Genomic DNA, 20,624 nt, shown 5'->3' on the forward strand with positions numbered 1-20,624 from the left:
CAGCGCCACGATAAATGGAGACATGCCGTGCATTACCTAGATGGATCCCTGTTCCCCGAAAACCAGCAGCCGCTGATCATCACCGCGGCACCTTACGCGCCGGGCTGGCTGCCGTCCGATTTTCCGGAAGACATCCCGGTGACGATGGCAGACCAGATCCAGAAAGCCGTTGACTGCTACAACGCCGGCGCGACGGTGCTGCACCTGCACGTGCGCGAACTCGACGGCAAGGGCTCGAAGCGCCTGTCCAAGTTCAACGAACTGATCGCCGGGGTGCGCAAGGCGGTGCCGGAGATGGTCATCCAGGTCGGAGGATCGATCAGTTTCGCCCCGGAAAACGAGGGCGATGCAGCGAAGTGGCTGTCCGACGACACGCGCCATATGCTGGCCGAACTCGATCCCGTGCCGGACCAGGTAACGGTCACGGTGAACACCTCGCAGATGAACGTGACCGAGCATGCCGAGCTGGCGGATTTCAGGGGAACCTCGCGCGAGAACCCTGCCATCTTCAACGCGTACAAGGAAATGACGGTGCCCGCCCAGCCCGGCTGGGTCGAGGAGCATATCCGCCGCCTGTCGGCCGCCGGCATCCAGAGCGCCTTCCAGTGCTATAACGTCAACAGCTTCGAATCCGTCGAGCGGCTGATCCGGCGCGGCATCTACAAGGGGCCGCTGGTGATGAACTGGGTCGCCATCAGCGGCGGCATGGATGCGCCGAGCGTGTTCAACCTGGCCAACATCGTCCGCGCGGTGCCGGATGGCGCGGTGCTGACCGTCGAAAGCTCGGTGCGCAACGTGCTGCCGGTAAACATGATGGGCATCGCGCTGGGGCTGCATGTGCGCTGCGGGACCGAGGACTGCCTGTGGAACCAGTCGCGCACGGCCAAGATGAGCACGGTGAAGCAGATCGAGCAGCTGGTGCGCATCGCCGGCGAATTCGGCCGCAAGGTGGCAACCGCCCGGGAGGCGCGCGAGATCCAGAAGATCGGCGTGTTCTACGACACCGTCGAAGAGACGCTCGCGGCCAACGGCTTCGCGCCGAACCGCAACGGCGGCAACCAGGGCTTCCTGCGCAAGGCCGCCTGAACCGGTCCGGCCGCCACTGGCAAGCGGCCCGCAGAAGGGCAGGGGCGGCAGCTGGCTGCCCCCGAGCCCTCGCATATTCGGAGACAACCATGAAGCAAGCACAACCGTCGGCGCGCCGCAGGGCGTTGCTGTCATGCATGCTCGGCCTGGCGCTGCCGGCTGCGCTCCCCGCGCTCGTCCATGCGCAGGCGTGGCCGACCAAGGTCGTCAGGATCGTGGTCGGCGGCCCCGCCGGCGGCACCGCCGATATCCTCGCGCGCCTGCTGGCCGAGGGGCTGACGCAGTCGCTGGGCAAGCCGGTGATCGTCGAGCAGAAGCCCGGCGGCGCCGGCGCGATCGCGGTCGGCACGCTGCTGTCGGCGCCGCACGACGGGCATACGCTGCTGCTGATCCAGGGCGGCATCGTCTCCGAGACGCCGCTGGCGCTGAAGGTCTCGTTCGATCCGTTCAGGGACCTGAAACCGATCGTCCAGGTGGCGCGCACCGGGCTGGTACTGGTGGGCAACCCCAGGCTGCCGGCGAAGAACTTCAGCGAGCTGCTGGCCTACATCAAGAGCAAGCCGGGGCAGGTCGACTATGCCTCGTACGCCGCCGGCATGCGCGGGCAGACCCTCGGGGTCCAGTTCAACCGGCTGGCGGGCGTGAACATGAGCCACGTCGGCTACAAGGGCTCGCCGCCCGCGCTGCAGGACGTGATGGGCGGCCACGTGCCGCTGATGTTCGACGGCCTGGCGACCTCGCTGCCGCTGATCAAGGCCGGCAAGCTCAGGGCCTATGCGGTGGCCTACCCGAAGCGCATTCCCGCGCTGCCGGAGGTGCCGACCTTCGCCGAGGTCGGCTTCCCGGCGATGACCGAGCCGGGCTGGATGGGCCTGTGGCTGCCGCCGGATGTGCCCGCGGCGGTGCAGGAACGGATCCGCAACGCCACGCTGGCGATCGTGCAGCAGCCCGGCTACCGCAAGCACGTCGAAGACATGGGCATGGACAACGGCCAGCCGCTCAGCAGCGAGGCGCTGTCAAAGGAAGCGCGCGCAGCGTATGAGCGGCAGGCGGAACTGCTGAAGTCGATTCGCTTCGTGCCGGAGTAGCCGCGAACTGGAGCGGGGGCGCAGGGGCTAGCGCTTCCTGCGCCGGCGCACGCCGGCGAACATCGACATGTCGCGCAGGATGCAGTCCAGCAGCGTATTGGCGGCCACGCCCATGGGCCGGCCCGCCTTGACCAGCAGGCGCGCCTTGGCGGCTTCGAACAGCGGATGGGCGATCGGCAAGGTCACCAGTTCGCCGGACTGCAATTCCCGGTAGGCGGCGAAGCCGCCGATCAGCGTGATGCCGTCGTGGCGCTTCACGAAGTGGCGCAGCACTGCCAGCGAATTGGTGGTGAGCGTCGGGCGGATCTGGATGTTCTCCGCGTACGCCAGCATCTGCACCACCTGGCCCAGGCCGAATGCCGGCGGCATCATGGCCAGCGGATAGTCCGCCAGATCCTGCACATGGACCTTGCCGCCACGGCGCGCCAGCGGATGCCCGGCATGCACCAGCAGCACCACCGGCTGCGACGACGTGGCCACCCAGGCGATGTCGGCATGGCCGGGCGGGTTGTAGGCCAGGCCGATATGGGCACGGCTTTCCGCCACCTCCTGCAGCACGTTGTTGACCGGCAGGATGTCGACGGTCACGTCCAGCCGGGGATAGCGCGCGCAGAAATCCGTCAGCACTTCATCCATCAGGCCGTCGACATAGCCTTCGCTGGTGGCGATGCGCACCTGGCCATGCTGCAGCCCGCGCAAGGCCTGCAGGCGGTCTTCGAACAGTTCCTGCTGGGCGCGGCAGCCGCGCCAGTATTCCAGCAGGTGCACCGCCGCTTCGGTCGGCTGCACGCCGCGCGCATGGCGGTCGAACAGCGGCGCGCCCACTTCTTCTTCCAGCAGGCGGATCTGGCGCGTGATCACCGACGGCGAGGTGTTGATGCTGTCGGCCGCGCCGCGGATCGAGCCGTGGGTCAGGACTTCATGGAAATAGCGCAGCCTGCGCTGGTTCAGTTCGCGCATGTCGGACCTCGTTGTCTGGCGTGGAAGGCGCCGGCGTGTCGTGATGTTGCCGGCAGGGCAACGATAGCCGACTTAAGTTGCTCTTGCTCTGTTTTTTCAGATGCCAGACGATCAACGCCTGCCAGCGAAAGACATCGCGTCCACAAGAGCCGACCACCACGGGAGAGATCGACATGTCCGCAACCCTGCCCCCACCCACGCCCACGGAAGCCGCCAGCGCCGCGCAGCAGGCGCTGTACCGCAAGCTGAACTGGCGCCTGTTGCCGTTCCTGCTGCTGTGCTACACCTTTGCCTACCTGGATCGCGTCAACATCGGCTTCGCCAAGCTGCAGATGCAGAGCGACCTGGGTTTTTCCGACGCGGTGTACGGACTGGGTGCCGGCATCTTCTTCTTCGGCTACGTGCTGTTCGAGATCCCGAGCAACCTGATGTTGCCCCGCATCGGTGCGCGCAAGACCATCAGCCGCATCCTGGTGCTGTGGGGACTGACCTCGGCGGGCATGATGTTCGTGCGCGACGAAACCACGTTCTACGTGCTGCGTTTCCTGCTTGGCGTGTTCGAGGCCGGCTTCGCCCCGGGGATGATCTTCTACCTGACCTACTGGTACGGGCAGCAACGCATGGCCCGGGTGATCGCGGTGGTGATGCTGGCCGGGCCCATCGGCGGCATCTTCGGGTCGCCGCTGTCGACCTGGCTGATGACGGCGCTGTCCGGCGCGCACGGGCTGGCGGGGTGGCAATGGATGTTCCTGGTGGAAGGGCTGCCATGCGTGCTGCTCGGCGCGCTGGCGCTGCGCGTGCTGGCGGACCGGCCGGCCGAGGCAAGCTGGCTCAGCGACGCGGAAAAGCGCATGCTGGCCGCCGAGCTGCGGGCACCGGCGGGTGGGCATCACTCGTTCGGCCAGGTCGCGCGCGATCCGCGCGTGTACCTGCTGGCCTTTGCCTACTTCACCATGATCTGCGGCATCTACGCGGTCAGCTTCTGGCTGCCGTCCATCCTGAAGGCGGACGGCGTCACCGACACCATGCAGATCGGGCTGTATTCGATGATTCCCTATATTGCCGCGGCGATTGCCATGCTGGTGATCGGCCGCAGCTCGGACCGCCGCGGCGAGCGCCGCTGGCATAGCGCGGTGCCGGCCTTTACCGGTGCGGTGGCGCTGGCGGTGGCCACGCAGTCCAGCGGCAACCTGCCGGTGTCGCTGCTGTGCATGACCATCGCCACGGCGATGATGTGGGCCGCCTATACCGTGTTCTGGGCAATTCCGTCGCAATACCTGAAGGGCGATGCCGCGGCCGGCGGCATCGCGCTGATCAACACCATCGGCCTGGTCGGCGGCTTCCTCAGCCCTACCATCATCGGCGCCGTGCGCACTGCCACCGGCAGCATGCAGGCCGGCCTGCTGGTGATGGTGGTGCTGCTGATGGCCGGCGCGGCGGTGCTGGTGGCCAACCGGATGCCGTCGCCGCAGGGCGCGGTGTCGCCGGCCTGACGCCGGACTTTTGTTTCACGGAGAAGAACCTTGGCAACACGGATCCTGGTCGCCGGCTTCCAGCACGAGACCAATACCTTCGCCCCGTCAAAGGCGACATACGCCAGCTTCGAGCGCGGCGAAGGCTTTCCCGCGATGGTGCGTGGCGATGGCATGCGCGCGCTGCGCGACGTCAATATCCCGGCCGGCGGTTTCATGGCCGCCGCCGAGCGGCACGGCTGGACGCTGCTGCCGGTGGTCTGGGCCGGCGCCAGCCCGTCCGCGCACGTGACCGAGGACGCGTACGAGCGCATCGCCGGCGAGATCGTCGGCGCCGCCCGCGCAGGCGGCTTCGACGCGGTTTACCTCGACCTGCACGGCGCCATGGTGGCCGAGCACACCGACGATGGCGAGGGCACGCTGCTCGAGCGCATCCGCGCGGCGGTGGGCCCCGGGGTGCCGGTGGTGGCCTCGCTCGACCTGCATGCCAACGTTACGCAGGCCATGCTGCAGGCGGCCGACGCGCTGGTGGCCTACCGCACCTACCCGCATGTGGACATGGCCGAGACCGGCGCGCGCGCCGCGGCGCTGCTGCAGCGCCTGCTGGAGCGCAAGCGAGCGCTGCACCGCGCGGTGCGGCGGCTGCCGTTCCTGATCCCGATCAACGGCATGTGTACGCTGCTGGAGCCGGCGCGCGCCATGTACGCGCTGCTGCAGCAGCACGAGCGCGGCGAGGTGGTGTCGCTGTCGTTCGCGCCGGGCTTTCCGGCCGCCGATTTCCCGGAGTGCGGGCCGGTGATCTGGGGCTATGGCGAGGATGCCGGCGCGGCCGAAGCGGCGGTGCAGGCGCTGTACGACCGGATGCTGGCCGACGAGCCCGCCTGGGAGGTGCCGTTCCTCTCGCCCGACGAGGCCGTGCGCGAAGCCATGCGGCTGGCCGCGGGGGCCACGCGCCCGGTGGTCATTGCCGACACGCAGGACAACCCCGGCGCGGGCGGCGATTCGAACACCATGGGCATGCTGCGCGCGCTGTTGCGCCACGGCGCGCGGCAGGCGGCCATCGGGCTGATCTGGGACCCGGCCGTGGCGGCCGAGGCGCACCGTGCCGGCGTGGGCGCGACCATCGAGGTGGCGCTGGGCGGCGTATCCGGGGTGCCCGGCGACGCGCCGCTGCAAGGCCGCTTCGAGGTGCTGAAGCTGACCGATGGCGTGTGCCGCTACGGCGGGCCGATGATGCACGGCATGCTGGCCGATGTCGGCCCGGTCGCACTGTTGCGCATCGACGATGTGCAGGTGGTGGTCAGTGCCGGCAAGGCCCAGATGCTCGACCGCAACCTGTTCCGCGTGGGCGGGGTCGAGCCCGAGGCGATGAAGATCCTGGTCAACAAGAGCTCGGTGCACTTTCGCGCCGATTTCCAGGGCATCGCGCATGCCGTGCTGGTGGCCAAGGCACCGGGCCCGATGACGGCCGATCCCGCGGATCTGCCCTGGACCAGGCTGGCCCCGGGCATCCGGCTCAAGCCGATGGGCAGGCCCTTCCCGGGCTGATTCCGGGCTGATGCCGGGCGCCGGCAGGGAAGCGGCGCTCTTTATGTCTCGCGCCGCGCCAGCGCCAGGAACGCGCCCAGCCCCAGCATCGTGACACCCGAAGCCCGGGTCATCAGCCGCGCGCGGGCCGCGCGCGCGGCGCCGGACTTGAGCAGGCGATGCGCGGCGAAGACCACGGCGACGTCCACCAGCGTGTTGAGCGTGACGCAGATGCAGCCCAGCAGCACCAGCTGCGACACGGCCGCTGCGCCCGGCGCGACGAACTGCGGCAGGAACGCAAGGAAGAACAGCGCGGTCTTGACATTTAGCACCTCGACCATCACGCCATCGACCAGCGCGCGGCGCGCGCCTCGCGACGGCACGGCCGCGATTGTCGCGGGCGCTTCCTTGCGCAGCAGCATCCGTACGCCCAGGTACACCAGGTAAGCCGCGCCCAGGTACTTGAGCAGGCTGAATGCCACCGCGGACTGGGCGATGAGCAGCGACAGGCCCGCCGCCGCAGCGAATACATGGAGCAATCCGCCGATGCCCGTGCCGAGGCATGAAGCCAGGCCTTCCGCCCGTCCGCCGGCCACGGTGCGCGCGACGACATAGGCGATGGCCGGGCCGGGGGTGATGGCGAGCACGACTGCGGCGATCAGGAAGGGGATCAGCGACATGGTTCGGGGTTCCTTGTTGATGGGGCAGGGTTGCGCGGCAAGGCGCGGCGGGGTCCGGGCCAGCGCATGGGCGGGGTGAGGCGAGGCCGGATCAGACCGCGTTGCGCATCGACTGCGCCAGTTCCGGACAGCCGCGCGCCTCCAGTGCGTCGACCACGCCAAGGCGGTCGCGCGTGTCCTTGTTCTGGCTGAGCTTGCGCTTGCCCACCAGCGAGGTCACGGCGATCTCGAGGCCGACGATGCCGCGCAGCATGGCGTCGAGGTAGTCGGGCGGGGCGTCGCCCATCTTCCACGGCCGGGCCTCGGCGGCCTCGTGCCGCCGCGTCAGGCGCGCGACCAGGCCGCGCACGAAGCGCTCGTCGTCGCGCACGGTGAGCGTGCCGTGCGCGTGCACCACCTCATAGTTCCAGGTCGGCACCTGGCGGTGGGTCTCATGCTTGCTCGGGTACCAGTTCGGCGAGACATAGGCCTCGGCGCCGCGGAACGCCACCATCACCGGCGTGCCGGGCGGGCACCGCTGCCACACCGGGTTGGCCCGCGCCACGTGCGCGGTGAGCACGCCGAGGGCACCCGCACCCGGGTCGAACTCGAACGGCAGATGGTCGGCATCCAGGCCGTGCTGGCTGTGCGTGACCAGCATGCCCAGCGGGTGCGCATGGATGATGCGGGCAAGGGCGTCGGGGCGGGTCTCGGCGAAATGGTCGGGGACGTACATCGTGGGCTCGGGGCGATTGGATGCTCGATACTGTCGCCGACAACTGGCACAATCGGAAGATCCAGTTTCGACGAATTTTAATGGGCCAGTTCGACCAGTCCGCCGGCAGGCGGCCCGGCGCCACGGGCGCGGGACGCCGCATCTATGACCTGCTGCGCGCCCAGATCGCCGACGGCACCCTGCCGCCGGGCGCGCCGGCGCCGTCCACGCGTGGCCTGGCGGCCGAGCTGGGGGTATCGCGCACCACCGTGACCGCTGCCTATGAACAGCTGGCGGCCGAGGGCTTCCTGGTCACCGCGCGGGGGCGGGCGGCCCGCATTGCCGGCCCGCTGGCGGCTTGCGCGCCGGCCCGGCCGGATGCGGCGCGGCGCGCCAGGGTCCCGGCGCTGTCGCAGTTCGGCCGCCGCGTGGTGGCACTGGGGCTGCCGGCACCGCCGCCGGCCGAGCCGGTGCGCTTCGATTTCCTGTACGGCGCGGTGGCGTGGCGCGACTTCCCGGCGCTGGCCTGGCGGCGCGCCTGGCAGGCCGAGCTGCTGCGCCAGCACGACAGCCTGTCCTATGCCGCGCCAGAAGGCGAGGCATCGCTGCGGCGCGCGCTGCAGGGCTATCTGCGCCGCGCGCGCGGGCTGGCCTGCGATGCCGGGCAGATCGTGGTGGTGCATGGCTCGCAGCAGGCCATCGACCTGTGCGCGCGGCTATTGCTGGACGACGGCGATACCTTTGCCTTCGAAAACCCCGGCTACCTGATGGCCAGGCGCTGCTTCGAGGCCACCGGCGCGACGTGCCTGCCTGTCCCGGTGGACGGGCATGGCATGGATACCGCCAGCCTGCCCGCGGCGGACCGGGTCCGGCTGGCCTACGTGACGCCGTCACACCAGTTCCCGCTGGGCGGGGTGCTGCCGATCGGGCGCCGGCAGGCATTGCTGCAATGGGCGCGCCGCCATGACGCGTGGATCGTCGAGGACGACTACGACGGCGAATTCCGCTACGGCCAGCGCCCGATCGACACCCTGCGCGCGATCGACACCGATGGCCGCGTGATCTATGTCGGCACCTTTTCCAAGGCGCTGTCGCCGCAGCTGCGGCTCGGCTACCTGGTGCTGCCGCCGGAACTGGTGCCCGTGTTCCGGCAGGCCAAGCGGCTGGCCGACCGCCATGCGCCCGTGCTGGAGCAGCGCGTGCTGGCCGCGCTGATCGACAGCGGCGCCTACGAGCGCCACGTCCGCCGCATGCGCCGCGAGAACGAGCGCCGCCGCACCGCGCTGCTCGATGGCATTGCGCGCCACCTGCCCGGCGATGCCGAGGTCAGCGGCACGGCCGCCGGGCTGCACGTGGTGCTGTGGCTGCCATCGCTGCGGCCGCGGGACGAGCCAGCGCTGGTGGCCGCCGCGCGCGGCGCCGGCGTGGGCGTCTATCCGGTATCGGCGCTGTATGCCCGGCCGCACGGGGCGGGCCGGCCCCGCGCGGCCGGCCTGGTGCTGGGCTACGCCAGCCTGACCAGCGCGCAGATAGAGCAGGGCATGCGCGTGCTGGGCACGGTGGTCGCGGCGCTGGCCCGGTGAACCGGCCGGCCCGACCGGCCCCGCATGCCGGGCGTTTCTGCCAATGACATTGAACAGAACGGCAATTGGCCCGCCTGGCGCAACGCTCTACCGTCTGTCGAAAACGACCGCGGCCGGCACACCGGGCGGCGACACCGGAACGACAACCAGGAGACAGGGCATGGCTATCGCAAAGCGTGGAATGGGAGGACGTTTGCTATCGGTCGTGGCGAGGGCCATGGCGGCACTGGCGGTCTGCGCGGCGGCAGCGCCGGTCGCGATGGCGGCGACATCGGCGGGCGATTTCCCGGCCAAGCCCATCGAGTTCTGGATTCCGTTCCCGCCCGGCGGTCCCACCGACGGCTCGCTGCGCACGCTGCTGGCAGCCGCCGGCAAGGAACTGGACCAGCGCGTGGTGCCAATCAACAAGCCGGGTGCGGGCGCCACGCTCGCGGCCCAGGTGATGTCCCAGACGGCGGCGCCGAATGGCTACACGCTGTCGATGGTCGCGGCCAATATCTTCCGCATGCCGCACCTGCAAAAGACGCCATACGACCCGCTCAAGGACTTTACCTACATCATCGGCCTGACCAACTACCGCTATGGCCTGGTGGTCCGCGCCGACGCGCGCTGGAAGACGCTGGAAGAATTCCTTGCCTACGCCAAGGCGAACCCGGGCAAAGTGACCTACGGTGCGGTCGGCATCGGCAGCTCGGGGCATATCTCGATGGAAAAGCTCGGCCGTGCCGCCGGCGCCAGATTCACCTTCGTGCCCTACAAGGGCGGCGCCGAGGAAATGATGGCGTTGATGGGCGGCGACATCGACGCAGTGCTGGACCCGGGCTGGGGACAATTCGCCGTCGCCGGCAAGGTGCGGCCACTGGCCATCGTCGGCGACGCGCGCTTTGCGCGCTTCAAGGATGTGCCGACCCTGAAGGAGCGGGGCTACGACATCACCGCCAGCTCGCTGGTGGGCATCGTCGGCCCGCGCGGCATGGATCCGGCGGTGGTCAGGAAGCTGCACGACGCGTTCTTCCGCGCCGCGCAGGACCCGGCCTACCTGCGCTCGCTCGAGGCCATCGACCTGGAGCCGGTCCACCTCAACAGCGCGGACTACACCAGGTTCGCGGCCGAACAGTTCGAGCGCGAAAAGCGCGTGGTGCAGCAGCTCGATATCAGCCTGCAGTGATCAGCGCGCGATCACCGCGCGCTATTGGCTGCACTGGGCTGCACTGTCTTAGTGCGGCCAGGCATGCAGGGGCATCCTCGGCTCGGGTTAGCGCCGCTTCTTTGGTACGCTGGTGGTATGCCTGCCGCTGCCATCGCCGCTTGCGCCCCGAGCGTGGGTGAATTCCGCACTCCCCCGGCTGGCAGCGGCCAAAGGAGTGATCATGCAAGAGCTGAGCTTTAGCGCCCTGCTGTACCGCTATTTCTTCTTCGGCTGGCTGTTCCGGGACGCCAGCCGCGGCAACCGCGCCGAACGCACGCGCGCCTGGCACTTCAACCAGGCGCGCGCGCATTGGCTGCTGACCTACATGCGGCGCTGGCTCTGGTGCGGCGTGTTTTTCTACGGGCTGGGCGGCGCGGTCGAGCTGGTGCTGTCCGCGCCGGCGCTGTCGGCGCTGTTCTACGTGCCCGGCGCGCTGTGCGTGCCGGTCAACGTTGTCATCGGCGTATTGTGGCTGGGCCTGAAGACGCTGCCGGGGCCGCTGTGAGCATGGCGGCCCCATCCCTGCCCGCCGACATCGCGCAGCAGGTCCGCGTGGCCCAGGCCGTGATCGCACGGCACCTGGCCGGGACACTGCTGGGCGTCCACCTGTTCGGCTCGGCGCGCGATGGCGGGCTGCGGCCGCTCAGTGATATCGATTTGCTGGTGACCACGCGCGACCTGCCCGGCGACGCCGCGCGGCGAGCGCTGCTGCGCGACCTGCTGGAGGTCTCGGCCCCGCCAGGCAGCGGTGGGCCCTGGCGGCCGCTGGAGGTCACCGTGGTGGCGCACGGCGAAGTGGTGCCCTGGCGCTATCCGGCCACGCGCGAACTGCAGTTTGGCGAATGGCTGCGCCAGGACATCGAGGCCGGCGTGTTCGAGGGCCGGATGCCGGACCACGATCTCGCCATCCTGGTGACCCAGGTGCGCCAGCACGGTATCGCGCTGCTTGGCCCGCCGGCCACGGCCTGCTTCGAACCCGTGCCCCGGCCAGACTTCATCGCCGCGCTTACCGATACCGTCGCGCAATGGCGGATCGAAAGCGACTGGGCCGGCGACGAGCGCAACGTGGTGCTGGCAATGGCGCGGGTCTGGTACAGCGCCGCCAGCGGCCGGATCGCGCCGAAAGACGTGGCCGCGGCGTGGGCGCTGGAACGCCTGCCTGGCTCGCACCGGCCGCTGATGGCAGCGGCGCGGGCGGCGTACCTGTCGGGGGGGCCGGATGATCCGGCGCTGGGTGGCGCGGCGGTCGGGGCGTTCATGCAATACGCGCGCACCGCGGTCAGTAAGCTGTTGACGGAGTAGCGGAACGTCGGCGCCCGCGGGCCGCCGAAGTAGAATCCGGGCATGTTCCTGACCGCGATCGGGAGGGAGGGTGTCCCGGCGCGCTCCCGCGCCGATCCTTGCCGCCCATGCGAATTCCACCGGTGAAGGCGATCATCGCCTTCGAGAGCGTTGCCCGAACCAAGAGCGTCAGCCGCGCCGCCGGGGAGCTGGGTTTGACCGCATCCGCGGTCAGCCACCAGATCAGCAACCTGGAAGAGGCGCTGGGGCAGGCGCTGTTTTTCCGCCAGGGTCGCGGGCTGGCGCTGACGCCGGTGGGGCAGCAATACCTGCGCGATATCACCGGCGTGCTGGCGGACCTGAACCGCGCCACCGAGCGCGCTTCCAGCCCGGCCAGCATCGAGATCCTGCGGGTGCATTCCAGTCCCAGCTTCGGCCTGATGTGGCTGCTGCCGCGGCTGGAATCGTTCCAGGCCGACAATGGCGACATCCAGCTCAACCTGTCGTGCTCGTATGAAGACGTGTCGTTCACCAGCGGCTACTACGACGTCGATATCCGGCATGGCTATGCGCACTGGCGCGACCTGCAGGTGAAAACGCTGCGGCGCGAGACGATCGCGCCGCTGGCCTCTCCCGCCTATCTCGAAAAGCATCCGATCCGAACACCGGAGGATTTGCTCGCGCAGCGGCTGATCTATTCCGAAACGCCGCTGGTGCAGTGGCAACAATGGTTCGCGCGCTTCGGCGTGCCGGCGTCGCACAAGACCTTCGACTTCAGCTTCGACCGCTCCTACATGTCGCTGGAGACGGCCGCACTGGGGCTGGGCGTGGCGCTGGAAAGCACGCTGCTGGCATCGGTGCAGATCCGCAAGGGCGCGCTGGTGCCGGTGTTCGACGACAGCCACGCGCTGGAGGTGGGCAGCCACCACGTGGTCTGCCCGGCGCAGAACGCCGGACTGCCGCGCGTGGCGCGCTTCCTGGCCTGGCTCGAGCGCCAGTTGCCGGCTTCGCCCTGAACGCGCGCCACCCGGGCATGGCCGGCAAAGTGACCGGGGCGGCGCCCGTTGAGGCGCCCGTCGCCGACGTTTGAAAATTTCTCAGCAATAGCTGAGGCAGACCGCGTTGATCGCCAGGCCGCCAGCGACAACACTCGACACATCCCAAGTCCAATTGCAGGAGACAAAGATGCTGGTCGAGAACAACGTAGTCATCATCACCGGCGCCGCCTCGGCGCGCGGCATCGGCAAGGCCACCGCCAGGGCCTTCGCCGCGCAGGGCGCCAGCGTGGTCATCCTGGACTTGCGCCTGGAAGAGGCGCAGGCCGCCGCCGGCGAACTGGGCGACCGGCACCTCGGCCTGGCCTGCGATGTGACCGACAAGGCCGCCTGCGAGCGCGCGGCGCGGGCCGTGCTGCAGCGCTATGGGCGCATCGACGCGCTGGTCAACAATGCCGGCATCACCCAGCCCGTGCGCACGCTCGATATCCAGGCCGCCAACTACGATGCCGTGCTCGACGTCAACCTGCGCGGCACGCTGTACATGTCGCAGGCGGTGCTGCCGCAGATGCGCGAGCAGAAGCGCGGCAGCATCGTGTGCATGTCGTCGGTGTCGGCGCAGCGCGGCGGCGGCATCTTCGGCGGGCCGCACTACAGCGCCGCCAAGGCCGGCGTGCTGGGCCTGGCGCGCGCCATGGCGCGCGAGTTCGGGCCCGACGGCATCCGCGTCAATTCAATCACGCCGGGCCTGATCCAGACCGACATCACCGGCGACAAGCTCACCCCCGAGATGCGCGCCGACATCATCAAGGGCATCCCGCTGGGCCGCCTGGGTAACGCCGCCGACGTCGCCAATGCCTGCGTGTTCCTGGCCAGCGACATGTCCGCCTACCTGACCGGCATCACGCTCGACGTCAACGGCGGCATGCTGATCCACTAAATTCGAACCAAGCCGCCCGACCGAGGCGGGACCCGAGAACAGCCGGTGCGCCGCCGCGCGGCGCCGCCAGGCAGGAGACAACAGATGAAGACCAAATACGCGGCTTCGCCCATTGGCGGCGAAGCGACGCTGCACGCCGATTCCGCCACCTTCGAGACCCGCACCTACGCCAAGGTGGTGAAGCGGCTGATCCCGTTCCTGATGCTGTGCTACCTCGGCGCCTACCTGGACCGGGTCAATGTCGGCTTCGCCAAGCTGCAGATGCTGAGCGACCTGCAGTTCAGCGAAACCGTCTACGGCCTCGGTGCCGGCATCTTCTTCCTCGGCTATTTCATCTTCGAAGTGCCGAGCAACGTGATCCTGCACCGGGTCGGCGCCAAGCGCTGGCTGGCGCGCATCATGCTGACCTGGGCGGTGATCTCGGCGTGCTTCGCCTTTGTCACCACGCCGACCCAGTTCTACGTGCTGCGCTTCCTGCTGGGCGTGGCCGAGGCCGGCTTCGCGCCTGGCGTGATCCTCTACATGACGTACTGGTTCCCGTCGGAGCGGCGCGCCAAGGCCTTGTCGATGTTCTTCATGGCGATCCCGCTGGCCGGCATCGTGGGCGGGCCGCTGTCGGGCTGGATCATGCATGCCTTCCACGGCGTGGGCGACCTGGCCGGCTGGAAGTGGCTGTTCCTGATCGAGGCGCTGCCGTCGCTGTGCCTGGGCGTGGCGATCCTGTACTACCTCGACAACGGCATCGACCAGGCGCATTGGCTTACCGACGCCGAGAAGGCGCTGCTCAAGCGCAATATCGAAGGCGACAACGCGCAGAAGATGGAGCACATGTCGATCCGCTCCTTCATGGCCGACCGCCGCCTGTGGCTGATGGCAGCGATCTACTTCTGCGTGGTGCTGGGCCAGTACGGGCTGACCTTCTGGCTGCCGACGATCATCCGCAAGGCCGGCGTGGCGGACCCGCTGTGGGTCGGCATCTATACCGCGCTGCCATACCTGTGCGCCATCGTGGCGCTGCCGCTGGTGGGCATGAGCGCCGACCGCCGCCGCGAGCGCCGCTTCCACCTGATCGTGCCGATGGTGGTCGCCGCCGCCGGCTTTGCCACCTTGCCGCTGCTGGGCAGCGTGAGCGCCTCGCTGGTATGCCTGTGCATCGCCGCCGCCGGCATCCTGGCCTCATCCTCGCAGTTCTGGGCGCTGCCCACCGCGCTGCTGGGCGGCATGTCCGCCGCCGCCGGCATCGCCGCGGTGAACTGCGTGGCCAACCTGGCCGGTTTCTTCTCGCCCGCCATCGTCGGCTGGCTCAACGACCTGACCGGAAAGTCCACCGCGGGGCTGGCGTTCATCTCGGCCACCGTGGTCTTCGGTGCCGTGCTGGTGCTGATGGTGCCGGCCAGGTCCGTGAACCGCTGAAGCCGCTTCCTTTTCCTGAAATGCTGATCCAACCGATTGCTGGAGACACCATGCAACAAGCCACCACCGACAAGGACGTGTCCTTGCGGGAACGCGCCTGCCGCATCCGCCGCAACGCCTTGCTGATGGGCGAGGTCCAGGGCCAGGGCTATATCGGCCAGGCGCTCGATATCGCCGACGTGCTTGCCGTGGCCTACTTCGACGCCATGCGCTACCGCCCCGCAGACCCGCAATGGGAAGGGCGCGACCGCTTCCTGCTGTCCAACGGCCATTACGCCATCGCGCTGTACGCGGCGCTGCTGGAAGCCGGCATCCTGCCCGCCGAAGAGCTGGAGACCTATGGCAGCGACGACAGCCGCCTGCCGATGTCGGGCATGGCCAGCTACACGCCCGGCATGGAAATGTCCGGCGGCTCGCTGGGGCAGGGCCTGACCATCGCCGTGGGCCGCTGCCTGGGCCTCAAGCGCAAGGGCTCCGGCAACTTTGTCTATACGCTGTTCTCGGACGGCGAGCTGGACGAGGGCGCGGTCTGGGAGGGCATCCTGTCGGCCGCGCACTGGAAGCTGGACAACCTGATCGCCATCGTCGACGTCAACAACCAGCAGGCCGACGGCCCGTCCACGCAGATCATGGCGTTCGAGCCGCTGGTGCCCAAGCTGGAAGCGTTCGGCTGGTTCACCCAGCGCGTCGACGGCAACGACATCGACGCCGTCGCCGCGGCCTTCCGCGCGGCGCGCGAGCACCGCGGCGCGCAGCCGCGCATGATCATCTGCGATACGCGCATGGGGTGCGGCGTGCCGTTCCTCGAGCAGCGCGAGAAGAACCACTTTATCCGCGTCGATGCCGACGAATGGCAACTCGCACTGCAGGCCCTGGAAGCCGGGAGACAAGCATGAGCAATACCATCGCCACCGCCACCACCGCTGCCAAGCCGAAGCTGAAGACCTCGGCGATGATCGCCTCCATCGCCGGCGAAGGGCAGGCCACCCGTTCCGCCCCGTTCGGCCACGCGCTGGCCGAGCTGGGCCGCCACAAGCAGAACGTGATCGGCATGACCGCCGACCTCGGCAAGTACACCGACCTGCATATCTTTGCGCAGGCGTTCCCGGAGCGCTATTACCAGATGGGCATGGCCGAGCAGTTGCTGATGGGCGCCGCCGCCGGCTTCGCGCATGAAGGGGCGCAGCCCTTTGTCACCACCTACGCGGTGTTCGCGACCCGGCGGGCCTACGACTTCATGCACCAGGCCATCGCCGAGGACAACCTCGACGTGAAGATCGTGTGCGCGCTGCCCGGGCTGACTACCGGCTACGGCCCCAGCCACCAGGCCGCCGAAGACCTGGCGCTGATGCGCGCCATGCCGAACATGACCGTGATCGACCCGTGCGATGCGGTCGAGATCGAGCAGATGGTGCCGGCCATCGCCGCGCACACCGGCCCGGTTTACGCGCGTCTGCTGCGCGGCAACGTGCCGGTGGTGCTGGACCGGTACGACTACCAGTTCGAGCTCGGCAAGGCCAGGCTGCTGCGCGACGGCGCCGAGGTGCTGGTGATCTCGTCGGGCATCATGACCATGCGCGCGCTGGAAGTGGCCAAGGCGCTGGAGCAGGACCGCATCGGCGTGGCGGTGCTGCACGTGCCGACCATCAAGCCGCTGGATACCGATGCCATCCTGCGCGAGGCCCGGCGCACGGGCCGCCTGGTGGTGGTGGCCGAGAACCATAGCGTCATCGGCGGCCTTGGAGAAGCCGTGGCAACCACGCTGATGCGCGCCGGCGCGTGCGTGCCCTTCCGCCAGGTCGGGCTGCCGGATGCGTTCCTGGATGCCGGGGCGCTGCCTACGCTGCACGATCGCTACGGTATTTCAGCGAACGTGATGGCGGACACCATCAGGGGCTGGCTCGCCTAGCCCGGGGGCGCGGCCGACAGACTGCCTTTCCCTCTGCTATGGTTAACAGGCCTTTCCGTCACGCGCGCCGGCCCCTTGCCGGCATCGCGCACGGCAACCTTGGAACCAGGGAGAACGGCATGAAACCCGGCAAGCTCATCGTGGCGGCGGCGCTTGCCGCCGCGTCCCTCGCGCCCGGCATGGCGATGGCGCAACCCGAGACCCGCGTCGACTCGGTTTCCGGCGTGGGCGCGTCGCGCACCACCGGCACGGTCAAGGCCACGGCCACGGTGGCGGCCATCGATACGGCCACGCGCACCATCACCCTCAAGGACGAGCAAGGCAAGCTCACCAACGTGCAGGTCGGCGACGATGTGCGCAATTTCGCGCAGCTGCGCGTGGGCGATGCGGTCACGGCGGAATACACGCAGGCCTTGTCGGTGAGCCTGAACCGCCAGAGCGGCATCCGCTCCAGCAGCGAGCGCGAGATCACGCAGCGCGCCGCGCCCGGCGCCAAGCCGGGCGGCATGGTCGGGCGCGAAGTCACGGTCACCGCGGACGTGGTGGCGGTCGACACCAAGACCGGCATGGTGACGCTGAAGGGCCCGCAGGGCCGGATGGTGGACGTGCATGTCGCGGATCCGAAGCAGCTGAAGGCGGTCCGCGCCGGCGAACAGGTACAGGCGGTCTATACCGAGGCGATCGCGATCTCGGTCACGCCGCGCAATGCGCGCTGAGTTGCCGGCCGCTGCCCGCTACATCACGCGTCCGAACCACCACAGCGACAACAGCCCCGCGCCGGCCGCCAGCAGCGCGCCCAGCGCGGCGAACAGCGCGGTGATCTCGACCTGGCTGCGCTTGTCGAACGCCAGCCGCGCGTTGAGCGCCCGGTACACCCGCTTCAGTTGGGTGGCATCCTCCAGCCGGAAGTATTCGGCACTGGTGGCGTCGGCGACTTCCTTCAGCACCTTCTCGTCCAGCCTGACGCGGGCCGACCAGCCGTCGACCGAGAGCACCACGCCTGCGGGGGTGCCCACGCCCACGGTATAGATGCGCACGCCGTGCTCGGCGGCAAGCTGCGCCGCGCGCATCGCGGCCGGGCCGGCGTTGCTTTCGCCGTCGGAGAACACCACGATCGCGCCGGCGGTATAGGAGCCCGGCTGCACCGGCTCGCTGTCGCCGGACGGATTGGCCAGGGCCCGTGGTCGTCTTGGCGGCGGAGTGTCGTCGTTCATCAGCCGCTCGGCATCGGGCGTGAGCTGCGGCAGCAGCGTGGTCAGCGCAATCAGCATGCCGTTGCCCAGCGCGGTGCCGCCCTGCGGCTGCAGGCGCTCGATCGCGGTGGCAACGGCCTCCCTGGAGCGGGTGGGCGCCTGCGCCACGGCGGCGGTGCCGGCCATGGCCACCACGCCGACGCTGACGCCCGCGGGTTGCGCCTCCAGCAGGGTGGTGGCCGCCCGCTGGGCGGCGCCCAGGCGGCTGGGCTTGACATCCTGGGCCCGCATGCTGCCCGACAGGTCCATCACCAGCACCACCGTCTCGATGCGCGAAGGCAGCATCATCACGGCCTGGGGCCGCGCGATCGCCGCGATCAGCGCGGCCAGCGCCAGCAGGATCAGCACCGGCGCGACGTGGCGGCGCCAGCCGCCGCCGCCACGGGTGGCAATGCCCGCCGTCTTCAGCGCCGGGTAATGCACGGCCGCGTGCCGCCTGCGCCGGTCGAGCCAGACATAGACCGCCGCCAGCCCCCCGACCAGAGCGAACAGCCACAGCATGCCCGGCCACAGGAAGCTGAACACTGGCAGGCGGCTGATGGCATCGATCATGCGGCCCCCCTGGCGATGTTGGCGGCCCTGGCGCTGCCTTGCTGGCGCCGGCGCTGGCGCGCGAAGCTCAGCAGCGCCAGGTCGAGCCGGGCGTAGGTCGACAGCGTCAGGCACGCCACCCCGGCGCGCGCGAAGGCCTGGCGCAGCTCCGCCTCGCGCGCCTCGGCGGCGGCGGCGAAGCGCTTGCGGAAGGACGGGTCATGCGTATCGACGAACAACTGCTCGCCGGTCTCCGCATCCTGCAGCACCACCAGTCCCAGGTCCGGCAACGCGGTTTCCAGCGGATCGACCAGCCGCACCGCGACCACTTCATGCCGCCGCGCCAGCATGCCCAGCGATGCCTGCCAGCCCGGCGCGCTGATGAAATCCGATACCACGAACACCACCGAGCGCCGCCTTGCCACCGCGCGGGCGCGTTCGAGCAGGTCGCGCAGGCGGGTGTCGCCCGGCGATGCGGCCGGCGTGGCGCGCATGCGGTGCAGCAGGTGCAGCAGCTGCCGGCGCCCGGCGCGCGCCGGCACCACCGTGGCGTCCGTGTCGGCTGCGCCGCCATAGAGCACGGCACCCACCCGGTTGCCATAGCGCGTCAGCAGCAGCGCCATCACGGTGGTGAAGTCGCTCAGCAGGTCGCGCTTGCGCACGCTGCCCGAGCCGAAGTCGATCGAGCCGCTCAGGTCCAGCAAGAACCAGGCGGCGACTTCGCGGTCTTCCTGGTATTCGCGCACATGCGGCGTCTGCAGCCGCGCGGTCACGTTCCAGTCGATGTGGCGCACGTCGTCGCCGGGGTGGTATTCGCGCAGGTCGGCCAGGTCCAGGCCGAAGCCGCGGAACAGTGTGCGGTAGTCGCCTTGCAGCAGCCCGTCGAGGCGGCGCACCACGGTCCATTCCAGGCGCCGCAGCAGGGCGTCGGTCTGGCCTGCGCCGACGCCGGCAAGCGCGACAGCGGGGGCGCCAGGCGTGGCGCCGGGCGCGCTGTCTGGCTCGCGCCGCCTAGTCCGCCGCCCGAACATGGGATTCCATGGGCCGCTCGGGAACCGGCAGCGCCTGCGAGATGCGGGTGATGAGCTGGTCGGCCGTCACGCCGTCGGACATGGCCTCGTAGGATAGCGACAGGCGATGGCGCAACACGTCCGGCACCAGGTCGGCCAGGTCCTCGGGCAGGGCGTAGTGGCGGCCGCGCAGGTAGGCCAGCGCGCGCGCGCCTTCGACCAGGCCGATGGTGGCGCGCGGGCTGGCGCCGAATGACACGTAGCGGTCCAGGTCAGCCAGGCCATAGTCGCCCGGCTTGCGCGTGGCCGCGACCACGCGCACCGCGTACTGGACCAGGCTGGGATCGACATACACCTTGCGGCAGGCCTCCTGCAGCGCGGTCAGGTGCTCGGGCGTGGCCACCGCGCTCACGCTGATGCGCGGGCCGGTGACACGGTTGACGATGACCACTTCTTCCTCTTCCGACGGATAGCCCACCAGCACCTTCATCATGAAGCGGTCGACCTGCGCCTCGGGCAGCGGGTAGGTGCCCTCGGTCTCGATCGGGTTCTGCGTCGCCATGACCAGGAACGGGGCGGGCACGCGATGGGTCTCGCCGGCGATGGTGACCTGCTTTTCCTGCATGACTTCGAGCAGCGCACTCTGCACCTTGGCCGGCGCGCGGTTGATCTCGTCGGCCAGCAGCAGGTTGGCAAAGACCGGGCCGCGCACCGTGGAGAACTCGCCCGTGCCCTGGTTGTACATGCGCGTGCCGACCAGGTCGGCCGGCAGCAGGTCAGGGGTGAACTGGATGCGCTTGAAGGTGCCGCTCATGGTCCGCGCCAGCGTGTTGACGGTCAGGGTCTTGGCCAGCCCCGGCACGCCCTCCACCAGCAGGTGGCCGCCGGACAGGATGGCCACCAGCACCCGCTCGAGAAAGTGGTCCTGCCCGACCACCACGCGTTTCACCTCGTACAGCAGGCGTTCCATCAAGTTGGCGCTGTCGGCTGCGCCCCTGGCTTGGTCGTTCATA

Annotated in this window: 20 protein-coding genes; 14 read left to right on the top strand and 6 right to left on the bottom strand. The window is 69.4% G+C overall.

From position 1 onward, the window contains the following. Positions 1–27 precede the first annotated feature (27 nt). Together FHX60_RS07105 and FHX60_RS07110 are read left to right on the top strand one after the other, a co-directional pair. The gene (locus FHX60_RS07105) at positions 28–1,086 is read left to right on the top strand and encodes a beta-keto acid cleavage family enzyme (RefSeq protein ID WP_112775062.1); all 1,059 of its coding nucleotides are present in this window, start codon (positions 28–30) and stop codon (positions 1,084–1,086) included. 89 nt (positions 1,087–1,175) lie between these two features. Further along, positions 1,176–2,174: a tripartite tricarboxylate transporter substrate binding protein gene (locus FHX60_RS07110; RefSeq protein ID WP_183282908.1), complete on the top strand. Its 999-nt coding sequence runs from the start codon at positions 1,176–1,178 to the stop codon at positions 2,172–2,174. A gap of 27 nt (positions 2,175–2,201) precedes the next feature. Here the strand turns inward: FHX60_RS07110 and FHX60_RS07115 are convergent, their stop codons facing one another. After that, entirely contained in the window at positions 2,202–3,134 is a 933-nt protein-coding gene (locus FHX60_RS07115; protein WP_112775064.1) for a LysR family transcriptional regulator, read from the bottom strand. A 173-nt stretch (positions 3,135–3,307) separates the two neighbouring features. On the opposite strand from FHX60_RS07115, the gene FHX60_RS07120 reads away from it, so the two are divergent. Both FHX60_RS07120 and FHX60_RS07125 read left to right on the top strand, forming a co-directional pair. Continuing rightward, positions 3,308–4,627, top strand: a complete 1,320-nt coding sequence (locus FHX60_RS07120) for an MFS transporter (RefSeq protein ID WP_183282909.1) — start codon at positions 3,308–3,310, stop codon at positions 4,625–4,627. A gap of 30 nt (positions 4,628–4,657) precedes the next feature. Further along, positions 4,658–6,154, top strand: a complete 1,497-nt coding sequence (locus tag FHX60_RS07125; protein WP_183282910.1) for a M81 family metallopeptidase — start codon at positions 4,658–4,660, stop codon at positions 6,152–6,154. Between the two features lie 41 nt (positions 6,155–6,195). Here the strand turns inward: FHX60_RS07125 and FHX60_RS07130 are convergent, their stop codons facing one another. Together FHX60_RS07130 and FHX60_RS07135 are read right to left on the bottom strand one after the other, a co-directional pair. Beyond that, on the bottom strand, positions 6,196–6,813 hold the full coding sequence (locus FHX60_RS07130; RefSeq protein WP_112775067.1) for a LysE family translocator: 618 nt from the start codon (positions 6,811–6,813) through the stop codon (positions 6,196–6,198). A gap of 91 nt (positions 6,814–6,904) precedes the next feature. After that, a complete protein-coding gene (locus FHX60_RS07135) occupies positions 6,905–7,528 on the bottom strand; it encodes an FMN-binding negative transcriptional regulator (RefSeq protein ID WP_183282911.1) in 624 nt (207 codons plus the stop codon). An 80-nt stretch (positions 7,529–7,608) separates the two neighbouring features. On the opposite strand from FHX60_RS07135, the gene pdxR reads away from it, so the two are divergent. The 10 genes from pdxR to FHX60_RS07185 all read left to right on the top strand — a co-directional run bounded on the left by pdxR (position 7,609) and on the right by FHX60_RS07185 (position 17,533). Next, entirely contained in the window at positions 7,609–9,090 is a 1,482-nt protein-coding gene (pdxR, locus tag FHX60_RS07140; protein ID WP_183282912.1) for a MocR-like pyridoxine biosynthesis transcription factor PdxR, read from the top strand. A gap of 160 nt (positions 9,091–9,250) precedes the next feature. Beyond that, a complete protein-coding gene (locus FHX60_RS07145) occupies positions 9,251–10,258 on the top strand; it encodes a tripartite tricarboxylate transporter substrate binding protein (RefSeq protein ID WP_260163643.1) in 1,008 nt (335 codons plus the stop codon). Between the two features lie 202 nt (positions 10,259–10,460). Further along, positions 10,461–10,784, top strand: coding sequence for a hypothetical protein (locus FHX60_RS07150; protein ID WP_116297966.1), 324 nt, complete (start codon positions 10,461–10,463; stop codon positions 10,782–10,784). Positions 10,785–10,786: 2 nt separating this feature from the next. After that, positions 10,787–11,581: an AadA family aminoglycoside 3''-O-nucleotidyltransferase gene (locus tag FHX60_RS07155; RefSeq protein WP_183282913.1), complete on the top strand. Its 795-nt coding sequence runs from the start codon at positions 10,787–10,789 to the stop codon at positions 11,579–11,581. A 107-nt stretch (positions 11,582–11,688) separates the two neighbouring features. After that, positions 11,689–12,576: a LysR substrate-binding domain-containing protein gene (locus FHX60_RS07160; RefSeq protein ID WP_183282914.1), complete on the top strand. Its 888-nt coding sequence runs from the start codon at positions 11,689–11,691 to the stop codon at positions 12,574–12,576. A gap of 169 nt (positions 12,577–12,745) precedes the next feature. Then, positions 12,746–13,495 (top strand): SDR family NAD(P)-dependent oxidoreductase, encoded by a 750-nt coding sequence (locus FHX60_RS07165; RefSeq protein ID WP_183282915.1) that lies wholly within the window; start codon positions 12,746–12,748, stop codon positions 13,493–13,495. An 84-nt stretch (positions 13,496–13,579) separates the two neighbouring features. After that, the gene (locus FHX60_RS07170) at positions 13,580–14,908 is read left to right on the top strand and encodes an MFS transporter (RefSeq protein ID WP_112775075.1); all 1,329 of its coding nucleotides are present in this window, start codon (positions 13,580–13,582) and stop codon (positions 14,906–14,908) included. 50 nt (positions 14,909–14,958) lie between these two features. After that, positions 14,959–15,804 carry a transketolase gene (locus FHX60_RS07175; protein ID WP_183282916.1) on the top strand — a complete coding sequence of 282 codons (846 nt, stop codon included), beginning with the start codon at positions 14,959–14,961 and terminating at the stop codon, positions 15,802–15,804. After that, positions 15,801–16,817, top strand: coding sequence for a transketolase family protein (locus FHX60_RS07180; protein WP_183282917.1), 1,017 nt, complete (start codon positions 15,801–15,803; stop codon positions 16,815–16,817). The genes FHX60_RS07175 and FHX60_RS07180 overlap by 4 nt, the downstream gene beginning before the upstream one ends. A gap of 119 nt (positions 16,818–16,936) precedes the next feature. Then, positions 16,937–17,533 (top strand): hypothetical protein, encoded by a 597-nt coding sequence (locus FHX60_RS07185; protein WP_183282918.1) that lies wholly within the window; start codon positions 16,937–16,939, stop codon positions 17,531–17,533. Between the two features lie 18 nt (positions 17,534–17,551). Here the strand turns inward: FHX60_RS07185 and FHX60_RS07190 are convergent, their stop codons facing one another. Genes FHX60_RS07190 through FHX60_RS07200 form a run of 3 tightly spaced genes read right to left on the bottom strand, consistent with a single transcriptional unit; the run spans position 17,552 to position 20,623 of the window. Next, on the bottom strand, positions 17,552–18,622 hold the full coding sequence (locus FHX60_RS07190; RefSeq protein ID WP_183282919.1) for a VWA domain-containing protein: 1,071 nt from the start codon (positions 18,620–18,622) through the stop codon (positions 17,552–17,554). Continuing rightward, entirely contained in the window at positions 18,619–19,632 is a 1,014-nt protein-coding gene (locus FHX60_RS07195) for a DUF58 domain-containing protein (RefSeq protein WP_112775080.1), read from the bottom strand. The genes FHX60_RS07190 and FHX60_RS07195 overlap by 4 nt, the downstream gene beginning before the upstream one ends. Continuing rightward, the gene (locus tag FHX60_RS07200; protein ID WP_092312951.1) at positions 19,613–20,623 is read right to left on the bottom strand and encodes an AAA family ATPase; all 1,011 of its coding nucleotides are present in this window, start codon (positions 20,621–20,623) and stop codon (positions 19,613–19,615) included. The genes FHX60_RS07195 and FHX60_RS07200 overlap by 20 nt, the downstream gene beginning before the upstream one ends. Position 20,624 lies beyond the last annotated feature (1 nt).

It is taken from the genome of Cupriavidus alkaliphilus, from assembly GCF_014191175.1.
GTDB classification, from domain to species: domain Bacteria; phylum Pseudomonadota; class Gammaproteobacteria; order Burkholderiales; family Burkholderiaceae; genus Cupriavidus; species Cupriavidus alkaliphilus.

Coding starts and splice junctions, on each gene's coding strand:
- FHX60_RS07110 (WP_183282908.1), top strand. CDS start 1,176: ATGAAGCAAGCACAACCGTCGGCGCGCCGCAGGGCGTTGCTGTCATGC.
- FHX60_RS07115 (WP_112775064.1), bottom strand. CDS start 3,134: ATGCGCGAACTGAACCAGCGCAGGCTGCGCTATTTCCATGAAGTCCTG.
- FHX60_RS07120 (WP_183282909.1), top strand. CDS start 3,308: ATGTCCGCAACCCTGCCCCCACCCACGCCCACGGAAGCCGCCAGCGCC.
- FHX60_RS07130 (WP_112775067.1), bottom strand. CDS start 6,813: ATGTCGCTGATCCCCTTCCTGATCGCCGCAGTCGTGCTCGCCATCACC.
- FHX60_RS07135 (WP_183282911.1), bottom strand. CDS start 7,528: ATGTACGTCCCCGACCATTTCGCCGAGACCCGCCCCGACGCCCTTGCC.
- pdxR (WP_183282912.1), top strand. CDS start 7,609: ATGGGCCAGTTCGACCAGTCCGCCGGCAGGCGGCCCGGCGCCACGGGC.
- FHX60_RS07145 (WP_260163643.1), top strand. CDS start 9,251: ATGGCTATCGCAAAGCGTGGAATGGGAGGACGTTTGCTATCGGTCGTG.
- FHX60_RS07150 (WP_116297966.1), top strand. CDS start 10,461: ATGCAAGAGCTGAGCTTTAGCGCCCTGCTGTACCGCTATTTCTTCTTC.
- FHX60_RS07155 (WP_183282913.1), top strand. CDS start 10,787: ATGGCGGCCCCATCCCTGCCCGCCGACATCGCGCAGCAGGTCCGCGTG.
- FHX60_RS07160 (WP_183282914.1), top strand. CDS start 11,689: ATGCGAATTCCACCGGTGAAGGCGATCATCGCCTTCGAGAGCGTTGCC.
- FHX60_RS07165 (WP_183282915.1), top strand. CDS start 12,746: ATGCTGGTCGAGAACAACGTAGTCATCATCACCGGCGCCGCCTCGGCG.
- FHX60_RS07170 (WP_112775075.1), top strand. CDS start 13,580: ATGAAGACCAAATACGCGGCTTCGCCCATTGGCGGCGAAGCGACGCTG.
- FHX60_RS07175 (WP_183282916.1), top strand. CDS start 14,959: ATGCAACAAGCCACCACCGACAAGGACGTGTCCTTGCGGGAACGCGCC.
- FHX60_RS07180 (WP_183282917.1), top strand. CDS start 15,801: ATGAGCAATACCATCGCCACCGCCACCACCGCTGCCAAGCCGAAGCTG.
- FHX60_RS07185 (WP_183282918.1), top strand. CDS start 16,937: ATGAAACCCGGCAAGCTCATCGTGGCGGCGGCGCTTGCCGCCGCGTCC.
- FHX60_RS07190 (WP_183282919.1), bottom strand. CDS start 18,622: ATGATCGATGCCATCAGCCGCCTGCCAGTGTTCAGCTTCCTGTGGCCG.
- FHX60_RS07195 (WP_112775080.1), bottom strand. CDS start 19,632: ATGTTCGGGCGGCGGACTAGGCGGCGCGAGCCAGACAGCGCGCCCGGC.
- FHX60_RS07200 (WP_092312951.1), bottom strand. CDS start 20,623: ATGAACGACCAAGCCAGGGGCGCAGCCGACAGCGCCAACTTGATGGAA.